The following is a 17,753-nucleotide window of genomic DNA, read 5'->3' as shown; positions in this document are numbered from 1 at the left end:
GGAAACGATTCCAATCAGAAGGTTACGCGTTCAAGTAACCGCCGGATGAACCCCGGCTGACGCGAATCGTGAGAATAAATTGTAACGGTCGTACAGCCAGGGTTCGGGAACGTTGGCCGCGCGTCGAACAGTGCCCCTCGGAGACTGTCCTCGATCCCACGTCGGACCAGCAGGTCGGGCTGAGAGGGTTGTCCACCGTCGGTTCTAAGCGATTCTGAGGTGACCGAGACTGAGAGCATTTCCGACAGCTCCGACTGGTACTCGGCTATGGTCTCGTACTGTGTGTCGGCCTTCTTCTCGTTAACAGGGTACCAAAGCGAGACTGCGCCGTCGTTGGCCGTCGCAATGTCCCCGGCAACGTTCACAGCGAGCGGTGGGTACGGTCCACGTTCGCCCGAGAGGACGACGTGTTTCGGTTCGTCGTAGCCGAGGTTATCGACGAGGAGGACGTCACATGGTGCGTGTCTAACGACCCAGTCGATGGGGTCCCCGACGAGTCGCGACCGGAGACGGAGCGGTTCGTGTTCGGCAATGATAGTGTCGACACCGCGACGCTCGGCGAAGTTGACGATGGCGTGTTTCGTGTCGTGGCTGACGATCTCGTCGGCCTCGATATTGACGCCGAGTTCTTCGGCGAGTGCTTCAGTCCGGGTCTCGAAAGAGCGGTCCGCCGAGGACTGGACTGTCATGTCGTCAGTGAGCGGGACCTGGTCGGGCACCTCCTGAAACCGGACGGCGACCACGCGGCCGTCGTCAGGTCTGATGAGGTCGGCCGCCAGCGAGACAAGCGCCCGTTCGCGTGCACTGCCGTCGTTTTTTGTCAGGGCGACGAGCACCTCGTTGCGGTTCTCGTCCATGGTAGATTCGATCTCGGTGAGTGCCTCTCGGCCGACCTGCCGACGGATGGCATCGGTCGCCGCGCCCTCTCGGTCGACTCGCGAGCGGACGTAGAGGAAGTACCAAGCGATACTGCCGACGGTGATGACAACTGCCCCTTGAAGCGCGACGGTTCCCATCTGGGTCAGCAGGAGGAGGCCAGTCGCCACGCCGAATATCTGCATCCACGGGTACAGTGGCGAGGTAAACTCCGGTTCGTACTCGACGCTTCCTTCCCGGAAGGCAACGATGGCGACGTTAATGAGTGCAAACACCATAATCTGAAAAGCGCTGGCGAGCTTCGCGATATCGAGGATAGGGACGAACGCGATGAGCACCAGCAACACCGCACCGGTGAGCGTGATGGAGTTTAGCGGAGTGCCAAAGCGTTCGCTGACCTGTGAGAGAGACGGCGGCGCTAGCTTGTCCCGACTCATGGCGAAGGGGTAGCGCGACGAGGAGAGGATGCCTGCATTGGCCGTCGAGACCAGCGCTAGGATGGCCGCGAGGATGACGGCGATGACGCCAAGTTGGCCCATAGTTGCCTCGGCAGCGACGGCGACCGGAGTCAGCGACCCGGCGACGCTTCCGGGGTCAGTCACGCCGACCAGTACGGCCACGATAGCGACATAGAGTATCGTGGTAAAGGCTAACGATCCCAGTATCCCCAGCGGGATGTTCCGACCGGGGTCTTCAACCTCCTCGGCGACGCTAGCGACCTTGGTGACACCAGCATAGGAGACGAACACAAGCCCTGTCGCCGCCAACAGTCCGCCGAGACCGTCAACGAAGAAGTTCGTGTAGTTAGCCGACTGGACGCTGGGAGCGCTGCCGGCGGCGAACCAGCCCAGCGCCGCAAGCATCACGACGACAATGGCGACCTGTAGTCGGCCGGTCTGTTTAGCACCAACGATATTGATAAGGATGAGCACGGCGGCCAGTGCCAGCGCGACCGGTTTCAGCGGGAGATCGAAGAGCAAGAGGAGGTATGGGACTCCGCCGACCAAGGCGAGCGCGCCTTTGAACGACAGCGAGAACCACGTGCCCACGCCAGCGACGGTTCCAAGCAGTGGCCCCATCCCACGTTCGATATAAATGTAGGTTCCGCCAGCTTCGGGCATCGCGGTCGCCATCTCCGACTTCGAGAGGGCGGCGGGAACTACGAGTAAGCCCGCCAGCGCGTACGCTACGATGACCGCCGGGCCGGCGATACCCAGCGCCAATGCTGGGAGGATGAAGATGCCGCTGCCGATCATCGCACCAATACTGATAGCCAATACGGAGGGGAGTCCGAGATCTCGTTCGAGGTTTTTGGTCATGAGTGGGACCGTGGTTCTGACAGCGTCTGTTTGACGGCGTCACCCAGTTCCGTCGAGAGACAAGTCGACACGCAGACGATGGTGGTCGCGATGTCCTCGAAGGCCTCGCGTCTCTGTGGGTCGTTGACCGAGATGAGGAGTTCGTCGATTTCGAATCGTGTGCGAAGCAGTTGTGCCACCAGTAGCGCTTGCCGGTCGCGCTGGAGCGCGACCACAGCGGCGGTGGCACCGGCGCCGGCACCGAGGATTTCGGCTGAGGTCACGTTACCGACTGTCTTTCGAACGTTGTCGGGCGTCTGTAAGGCGACAGTGGAGGAGTCGGTAATGAGATGAGTTCGGACGGAGTCGATGTCAGCAGCGAGCAACGACCCGACGTGGCTATCACTGACGACGAGTAGCGACGTCTCTTCGGGCGAGCGGTCGATTGTGTTTTCCAAGCGGGTGCGAGCCTTCATTGTGGATAGAGCAGTGTCAGGCTGGCGAGATGCCGCCCGAGCACGCGGTTGCTACTCGTTCTTTGATTCCGAAAAGGGATAAATCAATAGGTTACAGTTCCGGTTCAGAAATACAGGGACCCATATGTGGCATTATCGGAATTGTATTCTCAATTATCGTCGACAATTGCTTCGGTGTTGAATCGATGAAAGGGTCGTGTGTACTCGTTGCGGATAAGATCCTCGTCGACGACCTTGAGACCGACATCGTTGAGATCACGACCGATGCGGCTGAGATCGTTGCCATCAATGCCAACAACCTCGATGTGGACGTTCTCAGCACCGGTCATCACTTCCCGGATGGCCACGACGCCGTCAACCTCTAGCGCTCGCTGGGCTATTTCTTCTCGCTCGTGTATCGGGGCCGTACAGACGATGAGCGTGTGGAGTTGATAGCCTGCGGCTTCATAGTCCACGTCTACGTTGTAGCCGCGAATAACCCCATCCTCTTCGAGATTGTTGATTCGGTTGCGGACGGTGCGGGCCGAGACATCCAGCGACTCCGCGATATCGCTGGCAGACGTGTGGCGCGCGTCGCCTTGTAACGCGTGAATGATCTGTCGGTCCAAGTCGTCTATCGGATACTCCGAATCGGTCATGCCATCCCGTTAGCGAAGGGTCAGTACATAAATTCGTGGTTGTCGGGTAAAGTGAGATCGTGTTGTGGACGTCCACTCAGCCAGAATTGTGACGGTGTAGTCAAGGACGCCAGAGACGTGTAGTGCAACACCAATTAACATTCATCGGCGGATTCAGCAGTAGGGTTCCCATGTTGGGATATTGTGGTCTACGGTCGCACTATTGCACGTTTCCACAGAAACGCGAAACTCTCCAACTGTCCACTTGTTGAAGCCGCTGATTTCCTGTGACTCACCGAATCAACCTCACAGTCCGCTGCGTTGAAGTTGCATATAGTACATGACGAGTACGAAATGCGAACGGAGCGCAACAAGGACAGGAGCTACAACGTCTGGATGACTCGTGACGAGTATCGGGAACTCCCACGACGAGCAACGACCACGCAGCGAGAGATCGCCATCCGGTTGATGGGAGCCTGCGGGCTCCGTGTTCGCGAAGTCCTCGACGTCACACCCGATCACATTTCGCGGATGACCGACGGCCGACACTACGCGCTCGAGGTCGTCGGTGGGAAAGACACGACTGGCGAGTACGACGGCGGGAAACACCGCGAGACATGGTTGCCCGTCGACGTCGAAGCCACGATCCACCGCTACATTCAGGAGCACGATATCGACGTCGATCGACCGCTCGCCGACAAGAGCAAGCGCACCGTACAATGGGCCGAAGATGCAGCCGACGGAGCCGCCGACGAACTGGGCGACGACGACTACCGACGAATCTCTACGCACGATCTTAGACGTTGTTGGGCGAACCACTTACTCGTCGAGGAGAACGTCTCCCCGCGTATCGTGATGGCACTCGGTGGGTGGTCGTCCTACGATGCGATCGAGCCGTATCTGGCAGCGCCGACCGAGGAGAACATCATCAGGTCGATGACTGACGTCGGGCTGTGACCGGTTTCGGCGTGCTATCGGACACATCTGAGTGTCGGTCCTGTCAAAGACCTAATCGCTGATAGGTTTTACCGACCGTGCTGAATACAGGGCGCATAGTCAGCACAGGTATTTGCGGAACATGAGTCCAGCTAAATCGCTCAGTAAAGAGCACGCATTCATTACGAGAGGTCCCTTGATGCAGTAGGCAATCAACCCATGATAACGATTAACACATCAAATTACGAATATGAAAGGGCGTTCCATGTAGAGGATGGTCGGCGTCAAGGTGCGTGATATCTGGAACGCGAGAGGTGAATCAGCCAATGCCAACCTACGTAGTCCTCTTCGAGAAAACGGACGAAGGACGCACAATTAACCCCGAAGAGGCACAGGAACGACGCCAGCGGGGGGTTGAAATGGTGGAGGAAGTTGGCGGGGAAGTCACGGCACTCTACTACGGGTCTGGCCGGTACGATATCGTGGGTATTGCAGATCTCCCGGATGGGGAAGCTCTCGGGAAGGTTCAGACCGCGTACGAATCACTTGGACTCACAGCTATCGAAGCCTGGGAAGTATTCGAGCCAGCGGAGTGGAACGAAATCCTCGAAGAGGCCCCGATGTAAGCCACGTCCCCAACACACCTATGAACACTGCACACAGAGTACTGTGAGATAGATCGGCTGTCACATTGTATATCCCGAGAGTGACTCAACATGGGAAAATCCACACGGTCAGCGGAGATCAGGTCGAGGCGCACAGCTCTTGTAACAGGTGCATCGCGGGGCATCGGGTATGAATTGACCAAACTGTTTGCACGGGATGGATACGATGTTGTGCTGGTCGCTCGGAGTCACGACCGACTGCAGCAGATTGGCACAGAACTCGAAGAGTCGCACGATATTACGGCGACCGTAATTTCTCAGGATTTGTCAGTACCGGAGGCGGCTGAAGAACTCTACGATGCAACTACCGCACAGGGGATTCGCGTTGATACGCTCGTGAACAATGCGGGGATCGCAACGTACGGACGATTTTATGAGACAGAGTGGGAACGATATCGGGAATCACTCCAGTTGAACCTCGTCACTGTCACAGAATTGAGTTGGCGCTTCGCCAGACCGATGTGTGAGCGGGGTACCGGACAAATTCTCAACGTTTCATCAGTCTCGGGTTTGTATCCGACTCCCAAGGCGGCTGTCTACGCGGCGGCGAAGAGTTATTTGATTTCATTTTCGGTCGCACTCGCTAACGAACTCGCCGAAGACGGTGTTACCGTCTCAGTCCTCTGTCCGAGGGAAACCGATACCGCAATCCTCGAAAAAGGTGGGATACAGCATTCGGCCTTGCCCGAGAATGATCTCCTCGATCCGGAGACGGTTGCTCAGAGTGGCTATACTGGCCTCCAACAAGGAGACACGATAGTGGTGCCCGGTGGGATTCGGGAGAAATTGTTGTATCACCTCCCACGGGTGCTTCCGAAATCGATGGTAGCATCGACAGCACGGGATCACTGGGAAACAGAATGAATTCATCCTCTGTATCTTTTACGGCGCTCTTGACAGACGCTGAGTAGCTTGAAATGACACTGCTGCATACATAGCGCATATCTGCCAGCCGACTTCTACCGAGCAGGGATACGGTGAATCGGTCAATACAGTGCGAGCAATCAGCACACCAGCAAAATGTTCATTATCCGAAACCCAGTGGATTTGTCGTATGTCCCTCTCATCGGTCATCGAAGATATAAACGGAAACCCGCATCGAGAACGAAGCTTCTACGAATATCCGGCGCTATACGACTTCTATCACTCTCGGATGCTCGACCGGGACGTGCAGGTGGGCCTGCTCGACCGAATCGAACCAAACCAAACGAGTCGTGTGATCGAGTTTGGATGTGGGACCGGGCCGCTGCTCGAACGCATCGAGGGACAGTACGAGAAGGTACTCGGCGTCGATAACAACGAAGCAATGCTCAACGTGGCGAGGCAGCGAGTGGCGAGTGCGGAAGTCCTCGAAGCGGATTTCAGGGAGTGGTCTGCCAGCGAGGCAGGGGGCGCATTCGATGCTGCGGTGCTGATGGGCGGACTGCTCCACCTCACGCATGACAGCGATGTCGAAGCGTTTGCCGCAACCGTCTACGACAGCCTCCGGGAGGGTGGTAGGTTCGGCACCTTCTTCCAACCGCTATCTGATGACCTGGACAACGGCAGTCGCGAGCGTCAAACCGTCGAATCAGAGCGTTTCGTGGTCGACCGCCACTCCGTAAGTGCAGTCACGTCGCCCGAAGGTCAGTACACGACGACGTACCTCTTCCATATTCGAGATAAAATCGAGGACACCGAGGCCAAGATGGGAACTGTGTTCCACGGCCGGTTCCACGACCCAGACACACTCGAGAAAATCTTTCTCGACGTCGGATTCGATGACGTCAAAGTGTCCGACGGGAACGGTTCGACCGTGTTGCGTGCCGTGAAGTAAGCACGTCTACTCTACAGTTGGTTCGCTGATGTCAGTGTGCCAGTAACGATGATGCTGACTGTACTCTCTGTATCTTGCATGCTCCTCCTGACAGGACCTCGGTAATTCGTTGAGACCGTGCTGCATACAGGGCGCATATGGGTCGACATCTTTACGGTCAAACTCAGACGTGTATACCACCCGATATATGACCGTCACCGGATATTTGTAGCGTGAATGGCAAGGATTAATATGGCCTCGTCAGATTCACAGACCCGTCTGTCACTCCTCGTCATCGGTCTACTGGTGATTTTTGCACCAGCCTTCTTTGTTCTGCTGACCCTGGAATTTCTCATTCTCTCCGGTGACCTCCTCTTGAGTGATGTCACTCCACTTTCACTGCTTGAACTGTACTTACTCGACCTTGTATTCCTGCTAGTGTTTGCGTACGGGGTATACCGCATCACATCGTGGACGTTTGAGCATCGGTTGCCTTCAGTACTCGATACGCTAGAATCAACCGAGGACGACAGTGATGCCAACGATACGCAGTCTAACGATAACAGATAATATCGTCTAATACCGTTAAGAACCGATGCTCGGCTGTTCAGTTCACGAGTGTAGCCAGCGGGTGGTGCAAGTCGCTTCGTCGCAAACGAAACAGAGCACCTGTGCTGAACTCACCCTGTGTATCGGTTATGGCGTTATTGATAGACGCTGAGTAGTTCGAGTCGTCGCTGCTGCATACAGGGCCCAGAGCCAGCAGCGACGCGTCCACTGCCTGATCAGTGAACATTATCCAGTAAACACTCTTGACGCTTCGGTCAACAGGGACCGTATGGTACTGGTTCAGGCGCTGTCATACACCGCGCTAGCGGTTGTGGCCGCCTTGGTGGGCGGCGTAATCGCTATCTACTATCCACCGGGGCCTCAGATGGAAAGCAACATTCAGCACTTCGCGGCCGGGGTTGTGATCGCCGCCGTTGCCGCTGAGTTGCTCCCGAACATCCACGGGCGGGCACCCCAAGTCGTAGTGCTGGGGTTCGCCATCGGGGTTGTGACGATGTTGGGCATCCACCGGCTGAGTAAGACTATCGAGAAGCGCGGTATTGGTGGCCAGTTTGCTGGCGCGGCGGGGCTGCTCATCACCGTTAGTATTGATATGCTCATTGACGGAGTCCTCATTGGGGTAACCTTCCTTGATAATCCCGACACCGGCGTCATCATCGCCGTGGCGCTGGCCATCGAGGTTCTCTTCCTCGGTGTTGCCGGTGTCATCGCACTACCACAGGATATGGGGATGGTCCAGAAACTCTCAGTCCCGACAGTCTTCGGGCTGCTGCTCGCATCAGGGGTAACTGGTGGCGTGCTTGCACTGGACGGGGTAACCGGCGCCCCCATCGCGATTATCCTCGCCTTCGGTTCCGCGGCCCTGCTGTACCTCGTCACCGAGGAACTGCTGGTGAAGGCCGGGAAAGTTCCTGAGACGCCGGTGTCGACGACGCTCTTCTTCGTCGGCTTCCTCGCAATATTCCTGCTTGATATGCTCCACTGAGACGGTGAGCGAAGCGAAAAAGAGAGCCATTATCCACTGGATTAGATCCGGAACACCTCACATGCTACAGGCGCATTGGGTAATGACCGTCGGACCGGATGTGACTGCGGAACCCATTCTCTGTATCTTGTGCGATAGTACTGACAGACATTGAGCAGTTCGAAAAGGCAGTGCTGCATACACAGCTCGTATCGGTCACCCGGTTTCTACTGGGCATTGCTACAGTGAATCGGTCAATACAGGGGATTCACTTATCGGTGCAGGCAGCGTATCGTTCATTATGCCTGAAGAAGTCCTGTTCAAATCGGAAAGCAACCAGAGTCGAGAAGAGATTGCAGCGTACCTTCGGAAAGTCGCGGATAATCTCGACAGCGGAAACGCTATCAGCCTGAAAGCAGGCTCCGAGTCTGTCACACTGAATCCGCCTGCACGGCCAACCTTCGAGGTCAAAGCTGAACGCGAAGGCCCGGCTGGCAATATGACTGAATTGAGTGTCGAGTTCGAACTCGAATGGGACGAGAACGCCGATGGGGGGACCAGCGGAACTGGCCAACTGGAAATCGAGTAGTCACTTCGTAGGTCTACTGAACAGCTGGTTCGCTGGCTTCAGCGTGAAAGAAATTAGACGACTGTGCTAAGCTCATCCTATGATGCAATAGCTGACAGAATCTATATGAATCGATATTTGCCGCGCTGAATAGAAGGCGCGAATTGGCCACCACCGAACGGGTTGCACCGAGCGGTACAGACCGTCGGCCTCTATAACAGTAGGGGCAACACGGTGCGCTCGACCACGGGGCATGCGCAAGTCGAACCGTCCGCACTCGCCGCTTCGAGACAACGGTCGACGACACCCGTCCCGAGAGTGGGCCGGCCTGGCGCTCGCAGGACTCGATCGATTCCTCGGCGATTGGAGGTTGTCGTCCAGGCGACTCTCGTCGCCACTCTGCCTGGCGTTCGTGGCTACGTCTCCTCTGGCTCCGGCGCGTACCACGCTAAGAGCGCTCCGAACACCCCGAGGGTGCCAGCGACGAGGAAGGCCACCTCGTAGTTCGAGGCGTCGATGAGCCGCCCGGCGGCGATGGGTGCAATAAACGCCCCCGCTAGGCCGACGCTCGTGAGGAAGGCGACGGCCGTCGTGGCGACGGCTGGCTCGACCAGCTCACGGACGTACGCGAAGACGAGGCCGAGACACAACTGGATAGCGAATCCGGCGACGAGCAGCGCCGCGACGACGACAGGGACGGTTCGAATCGCGGTAAAGCCCGCGATGATGGGCGTCGTCACGAGGAAAGAAAGTAGGACGACCGGGCGACGGCGGCCGCCAAAGAGGGTATCCGAGAGGACGCCGCCGGTCACTCGCGAGAGCACACCAACGGCCGGAAAGAGGGCGACGAGCGCGCCACTGAGCTCCAACGACAGCTGCAGATCTTCGGTGAGATACGACGGGGCCCAACTGTTGACGAACAGATACAGCGCGTAGCTGAGGAACCCGAGGAGGCCAACCGTCCAGACGCGGCGGTTCGTGACGACGCGGCCGAGGTCCGACAGCGTCGGCGCCGGGGTCCCAGTCGCGTGTCCGCTGCCGCGACTCATCGGCCAGAAAACAATCACTCCCACGCACGCGATGCCCGTGAAGATGGGAAAGATCGCCGGCCATCCGAACTGCTCGGCGACGATGGGGCCGGTGCCTTGCCCGATGGCGAAGCCGACCGGCCCGCTCGCAGTGAACGTCGCCACGGCCGTCCCCTGTCTGGCAGGGTCGAACGAGCGCCCGACGATGTCGATGCCCGCGTTCCAGACGACGACGTAGGCGACCCCGCCGAGGACACGTGAGGCGACGAGCGACCAATAGGCGCCGGCGGTCGCGGCCAGCCAGCCCCATACTCCAGCGACGAGAAGGAGCCCGACCGCCACCGCGATGGCGTACCGTGAGTTCGTCCGGTCGAGTACGACCCCGATCGGAATGCTCGTGAGGACCGCCGTCCCGAACATGACACTAACGAGGAGCCCGGCTTTCGAGGCGTTGACCCCCAAAGACTCCCGGATGAGCGGCGTCACGCTCGCCGGGACGAGCTCGTAGGCCCCGAGCGCCACAGACATGAGAATCGCACCCGCGAGTAGTCCCCAGCGGGCGCGCTCGCTCGTCACGGCCGTCGTAGCATCCAACGTGGCGTCTTCGCTCGACACGCCATCGGTGTTCACCTCGCCGCCGTATCAACCTACCGTGATGCGTTCGAACCCCCGCTCGTTGTACTGAATCAACTCACCACCAAGGGTGGAATATAGCTCCGTCATCTGCTGTTTCTATCCTTTGTCTGCAGCACAGTGTTCCTATCAACTGACGATAGTTGCAACAGAGCCAATCGAGCCGGACAGGCTTCTCAGATTTCGACCATCCATGTCTTTGACGTTGAGTATCCCCATTTTTCGATTCGAATCCCGTGGCTATCTCCCTCGAGCGCGGTCATATTTACTCCCACTTCCTTAGCCGATAGCCCAATCTCCTCTCCAATGCATCGATTCGACTGAGCTCTGCAGAGCTGAGCTGGTGGTCCCCAGCCTCCAGGTTCGCCTCGATATGCTCAGGGGTGGTCGACTTGGGATCACGGCGACGTTGTCCTTCGAGAGGAGCCACGCCAGGCTCACTTGGTGTGGTGTCACTCCGTGGTCCGCCACTATTTCCTGAAGGACGGGCACATCAGCGACGGTCCCCTTGGCGAGTAGGCGACCACGGTGTAGTCGAGTTCCCTTGCGTGGGCGCATAGTTCCTCCTGCGGGAGGAGCGGGTGGCACTCGACCTGATGGGCGAACAGCGGGGCGTCAAGGAGGTCGAGTGCCTCTTCGAGTAACGCCGGCGTGAAATTCGAGAGCCCGACGTGACGGGTGAGTCCCCGACTGTCGGGGTCGTCGGAGGCGGGGATGGCCGCGAAACACACGATCGAAACAGGCCGCAAGCGAGGTCAAGCAGTCGTTAGGGCCCGTGGTCAGATGGCGAGTGAGTAGATCTGGGGGTTTCTTTCAACATGACTCGCCGCTCGGGATCGGCGTCGGCGAAGTCGCTACGTACTGGTTGCTAGCCAGTCACAAACTCAACTGGAGTTTGAGCGTTGATAGCGGCTTTAGTGGTCGCGTTCGACGTTCCAAGCAACGATGTCCGTCCTCCGCCTCCTGTACCCCTGTATACTCTCGGGAGTAAACGTCGGCGTCGGTTGGCTCCTCTACCGGCCGCTGGAATCGACTGCCGGACTGGTACTGTTGCTCGTCGGCGTGCTGGTGTTACTCGCTGTTCTCACGCAGACCGTCGGCGGCACCACAGGCTGAAATTGCGCCGGCGAAATCGTGTCGTGGAGTTCGACTGCCTGTCACGGGGGGCCAACCAAGAACAACCGATCGCTGCGCGTGCTACGGGCGCGGCCCGGGACCCGTAGGAATCTCCTCACCCCAGTCCTGGGCCCACTCGTCCAATCCTGCGAGCGCTTCGAGGAGTTCTTCGCCCTTCGTGGTGAGCTCGTAGTAGACGGCGATCGGAGCGTCTTCCTCCATACGGCGGCCGACGATATTGTTGTCCACCAGTTCGTCGAGGGCGTCCGAGAGCGTCTTCGAGCGCGCGCCTGTCGCACGCTTGAGTTCGTTGAACCGCTTCTCTCCGTCGCGCAGGGCGTGGATGACGTTCATTCGCCACGGGGTTCCGATTTGATCGATTGCGTGGATGACCGGGCAGGCAGTTGCGTTCTCTTCCTCGATCTCCTTCTGTCGGGCTTCAGTTTCGGCAGCCATGGTTAATCAGCACTCGCGATTGCACAGGCGGGATTCGTTTCGGGGTACGATTCGACGCCAGCATAGTCGACGAGTTCGGTGCCGAGGGTCTCGATCCGATCGGCGAGACCGTCTTCCGTCAACCGACCTGACTCGAATGACTCGGCGGCGTTCGGAATCGCCACTTGATGTGGGAGTACCCACGCATCGAGAGCCCGGGCTACTGTCCGGAGGTGTTCGAGGACGGGAGTTGGGAACCCACCACCGGAGACGGCCAGCAACCCGACGGTCGTTCCCTCGAACTCGTCGAAGCCGCTGTAGTCGAGGGCTGTCTTCAGCGGCGAAGCGTACGAACCGTGATACATCGGCGACCCTAGGATGACACAATCAGCGGCCTGGATTCGTTTCCGGAGCGTTGGGGCATCGCCGGCATCGGTCTCCTCGGGATCGAAGACCGGGAGATTGAGATCTGCAACGTCCACGAGGTCAGTCGTGGCCCCGCGCCGTTCGGCCGCGTCCAATGCTAATTCGAGTGCGCGACGAGTATAGCTCCCATCGCGCTGACTACCACAGAGCGCGACGACGTGTTCACGTTCAGTCACGTCCATACCTGAGAGAATACACGGACAGAGGTTAGATAAGTGCTCGGCGAAACGAGTTCCAGTAAAATTTCGTATACTCTCAGTCGACGGCTTCGACAGTGACAGAGAAGGATTCGTCGAGAACGACCGACACCGGCCTGTCGATCTCAGGAACGGCGACGCTGACTTGTACAGGGTCATGCGTTCGGAGCGTGATTGCATCGGCGGCAACGACAAACTCGAGACCCCACAACGGTGTGTCTCTGACATTGAGCCCGGCATCTTGAAGGACTCCCAAAATCTTCGGACGTGTCAATAGCACCATCCCGACGGGGATGAAGCTGTAGAAACTACACCGACTGCAGTCGACGAAGACGACGACAGGATGATCACGGGCGAAATATTCGTCGTACCGGTCCAGTTGTTCGATGACGCCGACACAGGTGCCCTGTTGGCCGATATGATTGGCGAATTCTCGATCCACACGGCCGGCACAGAACGGACAGACTCCATCGAGAACACAGGACCAGATCAACCGTGTTCGCCGGTCGAACGTAGCGACTACGGCTGCGGGATCTCTGTCCACGGTCCCGCCAGGATCGAACGGCCACTCGAGAACCCGATTGTCGCACTCAGGGCAGTGAACTCGACCGATATAATTCGTATCGTACTCGAACGTCAGTTCGGAGCCACACTCCCGGCAGGTCTCGTCGAGTCCGACTGGGCCGATGACTGCCTCATCGTGAAAGACTCCACTTTGAATCGCGTCAAGCACTCTGTGGCCGGGATACTGAAGTTCGTAGCCATCCTCGGTCGAAGCGACGAAATGGCCCTCCAGTTGTGACAGGTGGTAATTGAAACTTCCAGAATCGCGTTCACCGACCGCCTTTCGGAGTTCGGAAAACGACAGGGAAAACTCGGGGGCGTTCCACAGGGCGAGGAGGATTTTCAGTCGAAGGTCGTGACTTAGGGTCATGAACGCTGATTCAGCGTCGGTCACCAGAGAATCGTCAGGGCCCAAATCATCGCTCATACCTATCGAAGCGGCACACGCACCCATAAAAATTTTCGTAGTCTGTCACGTCTCGAGTGTCAGCACCCCGAGAACAGCCACAGCGAAGACAGCGGCACCACTCGCAAGCAACAGCGACCCCCTGTAGCCGACAAGACCGGCCACACCAGTGAACAGAGCCGGCCCGACTACCTGACTGATTCCGATCGTCGTGGTCTGCAAACTCATGACTCCTCCACGGACGTGATCAGGAGCCAGCGCACTGACACCACCGAACAACGTCGGAGTGACGAGTCCGCTTCCGACCCCGAACACGAGTAAGGCCGCGATGAGAGCAGGGAGTGAGGACGCGAGAGCAACGCCCAGGAGACCCAGAGCGTAAAACGCAAAACCAGTCCCGAGCAACGTCGTCATCGGTATCCGGACGGTCAGCTTACCGTTCTGTGTCGAGACAATGCCGGTCACGAGGAGCACGGTGCTCGTAACACCACCGATTACAGCGGCCGAGAAGCCAAACGTCTCACTGAGGTAGAACGGCAGGACCGTATACAATCCACCGAAGAGTAGTGTGAACGAGACGAACATGATACCATAGAGTGCCACCGCACGGCCAGTCGGGATCACTTCGAGTGCTTCCCGGACGTATCCTCGCTCGGTCACAGAATTGGTCGACCCGGGGTCGTCTAGTGTGAAGAAAACGAACCCCGCGACGGGAATCGTCAGTGCATACATCAGGAAGGGTGCGTTCCAGGTCCGGGCGGCCAGAAAGCCACCGACGACCGGATAGACAGCAGTCCCGAGTGACAGCATCGCTGTCGTCACGCCCATCACCGAATCGTGCTGAAGACCATCGTATCGGTCGCCGACGACGGTCATCGCCAGCGCAGAGAGAATGCTTCCGGCCGCAAACCCCTGGAGGACACGAAGCCCCAACGCGATCGTGAAGTCGCTCGTGAACGCGATTGCGGTGCCAGCGACACCGAAGACAAGGAGGCAGCCCGAGAGGACATGTCGACGACCGATCCTGTCTGCGAGCGCACCAATAATGGGACCGAGCAGTATCCCAGGAAGGGCATACATCGTGATGAAGGAGCCGGCCTGGGAAGCTGAGACGCCGAACGTCGACTGGATCTGTGGGAGGGCGGGACTAACGAGCGGGACGTCCAGCGGCGTCATCAGGGTGGCCGCGAGGATGGCGAGCAACGTCGGAGACCGCCACGGAATTCCGACGGTAGATTCGGAGCTCGTCGACGCCTCGGTCGCACCCATCACCGATCAGAGCCCCACACCGACAGCGAACGGCCACGAGAGCGTCGATAGTGCTAGGAAGATCAGCGCGCTTCCGATCAGCCCGACGTTTTTCAGGAAGTGGATCTGTTCGTTCTGCCGATCCTGTCCCTCCATCGTCCAGAAGTCGTGCATGACGACCGTAATCGGGATGAGAAAGCCGACTACCGCAATCGCACCGAGCGCAGGATAGACGCCGACGAGGACGGCCAGAGCACCGGCAACGAGTCCAAGGCTCCCGACCGGGACAGTGACCGATGCAAGGGGTGCGCCCTTACTCTTCGCATAGCCGACGGAGGCCTCCAAATCGAGCAGGTTCCCCAGTGCGAGATAGCCGATTACGAGTGCGAACAGTATCCGTCCGAACAGGAACGCTGCTCCAGACAGTGCCGAGGAAAACGCCATCAGCTCCCACCTCCGCTGAAGCCGCGCGGACGTGGATAGTTGGTGATCGCTTCGTTTCCGATCGTCGTGTAGCGGATGCCTATCATCGACATCATTGCAAGTGAGGATACTGGCCACTCACGAATATATTTCAGGCAAATTACACTATATCAGGTGTGCTGCGCTATATCGGGTGGAGAAGCTATTTCCAGGGACATCACGTTCCCTGCGGTCGCCACCAAGTGCATCATAGCCAGTGTCTGAAGGGCCGCCATGGAGCCGTAAAGTTGCGCCCAGAGATACCATAGGCGAACAAGAGTTGGATGCAAGAGCTACTTCGAGCGAATCGCCGAGAGCCCTGTCAGAACCGTCTGCCGCTCGATCAAGACGAACCCAACGAAGATCACGGCGAATCCGACAACTGTAAAGACCGTGATTCGTTCGTCGAGGAGGATATTTCCCGCAATTGCGGTCGAGATCGGATGTGCGTAGTAGGCGAGATTCGTCTTCGTCGCGCCGATACTCTCCAGTAGCTCGAAATGGACTCTGTAGAGAACCGCGGTAGCAAGGACACCGACACCGACCAGCGAGAGCACTGCCGGTGTCGTCCACTCGACCTGAGCGATCGTTTCTCCCCGCAGGAGACTTACGCCGTGGACGAACACTGCGGCCACTCCCAACCCCCAAGCGGTGAGCGTTAGGCTAGGTAGTTCGGGATCGATACGACGGGTGAGGACGTTCCCGATCCCGAACGATGTCACACTCAGCAGAACAAGCCCCACCCCACGATTCGTGGCGGTCATCAAGTTCGATGGATTGGGATCTGCGACGATGACTGCGCCGACGAACCCGAGAGTGATCCCGAGGCCACCTAGGCTATCGAGACGTTCGGCTGGAATCAAAAAGAACGCAAATACAGCAGTAATCAACGGAGCAAGGCTGTAGATGACCGCACCAGTTGCACTCGTAACGTACTGTTGGCCAGCGAACACCAACGCGATGTTTACCCCGAGAGTGAGCAACCCGGTCACGAGGACACCAGCGATATCGCCGGGTGTCTTAGGGTACCAGTAGTCTGCACGGATCGCTACAAGTAGCAGCAACAGTACGGCACCCACATCGATCCGAAAGGCCGCAAACAGGACTGGGGGAAAGAACGGCAATCCCGCAACCGCACCCACGAACGGTGTCGCCCCGAGGACACCGTAGAACACGAACAGTCCCCCATCTCTGTGAGCGAGAGATCGCATCGTCGACACTATCGCTCTGCAATCGCTGTCCACGACCGGTCGATCTCGCCGGTATAGTGGGCAGTCGGTCGGATAAGACGATTATCGTCCAACTGTTCGAGTGCGTGTGCCATCCAGCCGCTGACCCGAGATATGGCGAACGTCGTCGTGAACAGTTCCTTGGGGACCCCAACACCGGCGAGCAGCACCGCGGTGTAGAATTCGACATTGGTCTCTAGCCGTCTGTCAGGCACCCGCTCTGCCAAGAGTTCCACAGCGACCTCTTCGAACTCCCGTGCGGTCTCGAAGAGGTCGGCATCATCACTCTCCGTGTAGAATTCGTGAGCGGCGTCCTCGAGTACCGCTGCACGAGGATCACGCGTCCGATAGACGCGATGTCCAAACCCCATCAGACGGTCGCCGCCCGCAAGTGTACTCCGTACGTAGTCTGCTGGATTCCCGGTTTCGTTCACCGTCCGGAGCATCTCCAAGACTGGACCGGGTGCGCCACCGTGGAGTGGCCCCTTGAGCGCGCCGACAGCGGCAGTCCCTGCAGAGACGAGATCGGCCTGAGTCGAGACGACGACTCGTGCCGTGAATGTCGATGCGTTCAGGCCGTGATCGGCGACCGTGTTGAGGTACGTTTCGACGCCCTCGATGCGGGCCTCTGAGGCTTTCTCTCCGGTCAACATGTACAGGTAATTCGCGGCATGTCGGAGGTCCTGTCGAGGTGCTATCGGATCCTTCCCCTGCCGATACCGCCAGTACGCCGCTACGATTGTGGGAAAAACGGCGATCAGCCGAATCGCGTCAGCTTCAGGATTATCTCGTTCATGCCCGAGATTCGCACCAGCGACACCCATTCGGAGGGCATCCATCGCGGATTTCTCCTCCTGGGCTGCTTGCTCGATGACAATCTTAACCTTATTCGAGATTTCCCGATTTGACGCGATCCTCTTTCTAAACCCGGTCAGTTCCTCAGCCGTCGGAAGTCGGCCGTACAGCAACAGGAAGACGGTCTCTTCATAAGTCGCTTCTTGGGCCACCTCCGCAATCGGGTACCCTCGGATAGCGAGAGAGCCGGTCGAACCATCGATTTGTGAGATTTCGGTCTCGCCAACTGCGATGCCGTCCAACCCCTCGCTGACCGGCCCGGTCATATGTTTGCCCGCCCTTTGGAAGTCCTGTTGTTCGAAACAATCCAAAGCCCTCGTCGGTTAATCGTTACTCCGCTCCAGACCGTCGAATATTGCCTTGCGTCTGCCGACATTCGTACGTCGGGA

21 protein-coding genes are annotated in these 17,753 nt (G+C 58.2%); 8 read left to right on the top strand and 13 right to left on the bottom strand.

The window, feature by feature from the left end:
* Window positions 1-14 precede the first annotated feature (14 nt).
* From EGH21_RS15290 to EGH21_RS15280, 3 genes are all read right to left on the bottom strand, one after another.
* Window positions 15-2,195 (bottom strand): universal stress protein, encoded by a 2,181-nt coding sequence (locus tag EGH21_RS15290; RefSeq protein ID WP_220619348.1) that lies wholly within the window; start codon window positions 2,193-2,195, stop codon window positions 15-17.
* Window positions 2,192-2,632, bottom strand: a complete 441-nt coding sequence (locus tag EGH21_RS15285; RefSeq protein WP_220619347.1) for a potassium transporter — start codon at window positions 2,630-2,632, stop codon at window positions 2,192-2,194. The genes EGH21_RS15290 and EGH21_RS15285 overlap by 4 nt, the downstream gene beginning before the upstream one ends.
* Before the next feature lie 167 nt (window positions 2,633-2,799).
* Window positions 2,800-3,288 (bottom strand): Lrp/AsnC family transcriptional regulator, encoded by a 489-nt coding sequence (locus EGH21_RS15280; protein ID WP_220619346.1) that lies wholly within the window; start codon window positions 3,286-3,288, stop codon window positions 2,800-2,802.
* Window positions 3,289-3,621: 333 nt separating this feature from the next.
* Between EGH21_RS15280 and EGH21_RS15275 the strand changes: the two genes are divergently transcribed.
* From EGH21_RS15275 to EGH21_RS15245, 7 genes are all read left to right on the top strand, one after another.
* Complete coding sequence (locus tag EGH21_RS15275) at window positions 3,622-4,224, top strand: site-specific integrase (RefSeq protein WP_220619345.1); 603 nt, start codon at window positions 3,622-3,624, stop codon at window positions 4,222-4,224.
* A gap of 305 nt (window positions 4,225-4,529) precedes the next feature.
* Complete coding sequence (locus tag EGH21_RS15270) at window positions 4,530-4,829, top strand: GYD domain-containing protein (protein ID WP_220619344.1); 300 nt, start codon at window positions 4,530-4,532, stop codon at window positions 4,827-4,829.
* Window positions 4,830-4,919: 90 nt separating this feature from the next.
* Window positions 4,920-5,732, top strand: coding sequence for an SDR family NAD(P)-dependent oxidoreductase (locus EGH21_RS15265; protein WP_220619343.1), 813 nt, complete (start codon window positions 4,920-4,922; stop codon window positions 5,730-5,732).
* A gap of 310 nt (window positions 5,733-6,042) precedes the next feature.
* On the top strand, window positions 6,043-6,684 hold the full coding sequence (locus tag EGH21_RS15260; protein WP_220619342.1) for a class I SAM-dependent DNA methyltransferase: 642 nt from the start codon (window positions 6,043-6,045) through the stop codon (window positions 6,682-6,684).
* A gap of 231 nt (window positions 6,685-6,915) precedes the next feature.
* Entirely contained in the window at window positions 6,916-7,233 is a 318-nt protein-coding gene (locus EGH21_RS15255) for a hypothetical protein (protein ID WP_220619341.1), read from the top strand.
* A gap of 268 nt (window positions 7,234-7,501) precedes the next feature.
* The gene (locus tag EGH21_RS15250; RefSeq protein WP_220619340.1) at window positions 7,502-8,218 is read left to right on the top strand and encodes a ZIP family metal transporter; all 717 of its coding nucleotides are present in this window, start codon (window positions 7,502-7,504) and stop codon (window positions 8,216-8,218) included.
* Window positions 8,219-8,498: 280 nt separating this feature from the next.
* Window positions 8,499-8,786 (top strand): amphi-Trp domain-containing protein, encoded by a 288-nt coding sequence (locus tag EGH21_RS15245; protein ID WP_220619339.1) that lies wholly within the window; start codon window positions 8,499-8,501, stop codon window positions 8,784-8,786.
* A 395-nt stretch (window positions 8,787-9,181) separates the two neighbouring features.
* Here the strand turns inward: EGH21_RS15245 and EGH21_RS15240 are convergent, their stop codons facing one another.
* From EGH21_RS15240 to EGH21_RS15235, 3 genes are all read right to left on the bottom strand, one after another.
* Entirely contained in the window at window positions 9,182-10,408 is a 1,227-nt protein-coding gene (locus tag EGH21_RS15240; RefSeq protein WP_328765659.1) for an MFS transporter, read from the bottom strand.
* A 194-nt stretch (window positions 10,409-10,602) separates the two neighbouring features.
* Window positions 10,603-10,734, bottom strand: a complete 132-nt coding sequence (locus EGH21_RS24715) for a DUF7123 family protein (RefSeq protein ID WP_425433308.1) — start codon at window positions 10,732-10,734, stop codon at window positions 10,603-10,605.
* 162 nt (window positions 10,735-10,896) lie between these two features.
* Window positions 10,897-11,157 carry an aldo/keto reductase gene (locus tag EGH21_RS15235; protein ID WP_220619338.1) on the bottom strand — a complete coding sequence of 87 codons (261 nt, stop codon included), beginning with the start codon at window positions 11,155-11,157 and terminating at the stop codon, window positions 10,897-10,899.
* Window positions 11,158-11,371: 214 nt separating this feature from the next.
* Here EGH21_RS15235 and EGH21_RS15230 point away from each other — a divergent pair, with 214 nt between their 5' ends.
* A complete protein-coding gene (locus EGH21_RS15230) occupies window positions 11,372-11,542 on the top strand; it encodes a hypothetical protein (protein WP_220619337.1) in 171 nt (56 codons plus the stop codon).
* A gap of 81 nt (window positions 11,543-11,623) precedes the next feature.
* Here EGH21_RS15230 and EGH21_RS15225 read toward each other — a convergent pair whose 3' ends face one another.
* The 7 genes from EGH21_RS15225 to EGH21_RS15195 all read right to left on the bottom strand — a co-directional run bounded on the left by EGH21_RS15225 (window position 11,624) and on the right by EGH21_RS15195 (window position 17,630).
* Window positions 11,624-11,998, bottom strand: a complete 375-nt coding sequence (locus EGH21_RS15225; RefSeq protein WP_220619336.1) for a winged helix-turn-helix transcriptional regulator — start codon at window positions 11,996-11,998, stop codon at window positions 11,624-11,626.
* Window positions 11,999-12,000: 2 nt separating this feature from the next.
* Complete coding sequence (locus EGH21_RS15220) at window positions 12,001-12,585, bottom strand: NADPH-dependent FMN reductase (protein WP_220619335.1); 585 nt, start codon at window positions 12,583-12,585, stop codon at window positions 12,001-12,003.
* 73 nt (window positions 12,586-12,658) lie between these two features.
* A complete protein-coding gene (locus EGH21_RS15215) occupies window positions 12,659-13,591 on the bottom strand; it encodes a winged helix-turn-helix domain-containing protein (RefSeq protein ID WP_220619334.1) in 933 nt (310 codons plus the stop codon).
* A gap of 45 nt (window positions 13,592-13,636) precedes the next feature.
* On the bottom strand, window positions 13,637-14,839 hold the full coding sequence (locus tag EGH21_RS15210) for an MFS transporter (RefSeq protein WP_220619333.1): 1,203 nt from the start codon (window positions 14,837-14,839) through the stop codon (window positions 13,637-13,639).
* Window positions 14,840-14,845: 6 nt separating this feature from the next.
* Window positions 14,846-15,262 (bottom strand): DoxX family membrane protein, encoded by a 417-nt coding sequence (locus tag EGH21_RS15205; protein WP_220619332.1) that lies wholly within the window; start codon window positions 15,260-15,262, stop codon window positions 14,846-14,848.
* A gap of 311 nt (window positions 15,263-15,573) precedes the next feature.
* Window positions 15,574-16,455, bottom strand: coding sequence for a DMT family transporter (locus tag EGH21_RS15200; protein WP_220619331.1), 882 nt, complete (start codon window positions 16,453-16,455; stop codon window positions 15,574-15,576).
* Window positions 16,456-16,499: 44 nt separating this feature from the next.
* A complete protein-coding gene (locus tag EGH21_RS15195) occupies window positions 16,500-17,630 on the bottom strand; it encodes a citrate synthase (protein ID WP_220619330.1) in 1,131 nt (376 codons plus the stop codon).
* Between the last annotated feature and the right edge of the window lie 123 nt (window positions 17,631-17,753).

The sequence above is a fragment of the Haloarcula rubra genome (genome assembly GCF_019599465.1).
GTDB lineage: Archaea > Halobacteriota > Halobacteria > Halobacteriales > Haloarculaceae > Haloarcula > Haloarcula rubra.
This window is presented reverse-complemented; position numbering and strand designations above follow the sequence as displayed.

Bases quoted from the DNA above. Each gene is read 5' to 3' on its own strand.
- EGH21_RS15195 (WP_220619330.1), bottom strand. From the start codon at position 17,630: ATGACCGGGCCGGTCAGCGAGGGGTTGGACGGCATCGCAGTTGGCGAG.
- EGH21_RS15290 (WP_220619348.1), bottom strand. From the start codon at position 2,195: ATGACCAAAAACCTCGAACGAGATCTCGGACTCCCCTCCGTATTGGCT.
- EGH21_RS15245 (WP_220619339.1), top strand. From the start codon at position 8,499: ATGCCTGAAGAAGTCCTGTTCAAATCGGAAAGCAACCAGAGTCGAGAA.
- EGH21_RS15270 (WP_220619344.1), top strand. From the start codon at position 4,530: ATGCCAACCTACGTAGTCCTCTTCGAGAAAACGGACGAAGGACGCACA.
- EGH21_RS15205 (WP_220619332.1), bottom strand. From the start codon at position 15,262: ATGGCGTTTTCCTCGGCACTGTCTGGAGCAGCGTTCCTGTTCGGACGG.
- EGH21_RS15225 (WP_220619336.1), bottom strand. From the start codon at position 11,998: ATGGCTGCCGAAACTGAAGCCCGACAGAAGGAGATCGAGGAAGAGAAC.
- EGH21_RS15215 (WP_220619334.1), bottom strand. From the start codon at position 13,591: ATGAGCGATGATTTGGGCCCTGACGATTCTCTGGTGACCGACGCTGAA.
- EGH21_RS15230 (WP_220619337.1), top strand. From the start codon at position 11,372: ATGTCCGTCCTCCGCCTCCTGTACCCCTGTATACTCTCGGGAGTAAAC.
- EGH21_RS15275 (WP_220619345.1), top strand. From the start codon at position 3,622: ATGCGAACGGAGCGCAACAAGGACAGGAGCTACAACGTCTGGATGACT.
- EGH21_RS15210 (WP_220619333.1), bottom strand. From the start codon at position 14,839: ATGGGTGCGACCGAGGCGTCGACGAGCTCCGAATCTACCGTCGGAATT.
- EGH21_RS15255 (WP_220619341.1), top strand. From the start codon at position 6,916: ATGGCCTCGTCAGATTCACAGACCCGTCTGTCACTCCTCGTCATCGGT.
- EGH21_RS15265 (WP_220619343.1), top strand. From the start codon at position 4,920: ATGGGAAAATCCACACGGTCAGCGGAGATCAGGTCGAGGCGCACAGCT.
- EGH21_RS15280 (WP_220619346.1), bottom strand. From the start codon at position 3,288: ATGACCGATTCGGAGTATCCGATAGACGACTTGGACCGACAGATCATT.
- EGH21_RS15220 (WP_220619335.1), bottom strand. From the start codon at position 12,585: ATGGACGTGACTGAACGTGAACACGTCGTCGCGCTCTGTGGTAGTCAG.
- EGH21_RS15250 (WP_220619340.1), top strand. From the start codon at position 7,502: ATGGTACTGGTTCAGGCGCTGTCATACACCGCGCTAGCGGTTGTGGCC.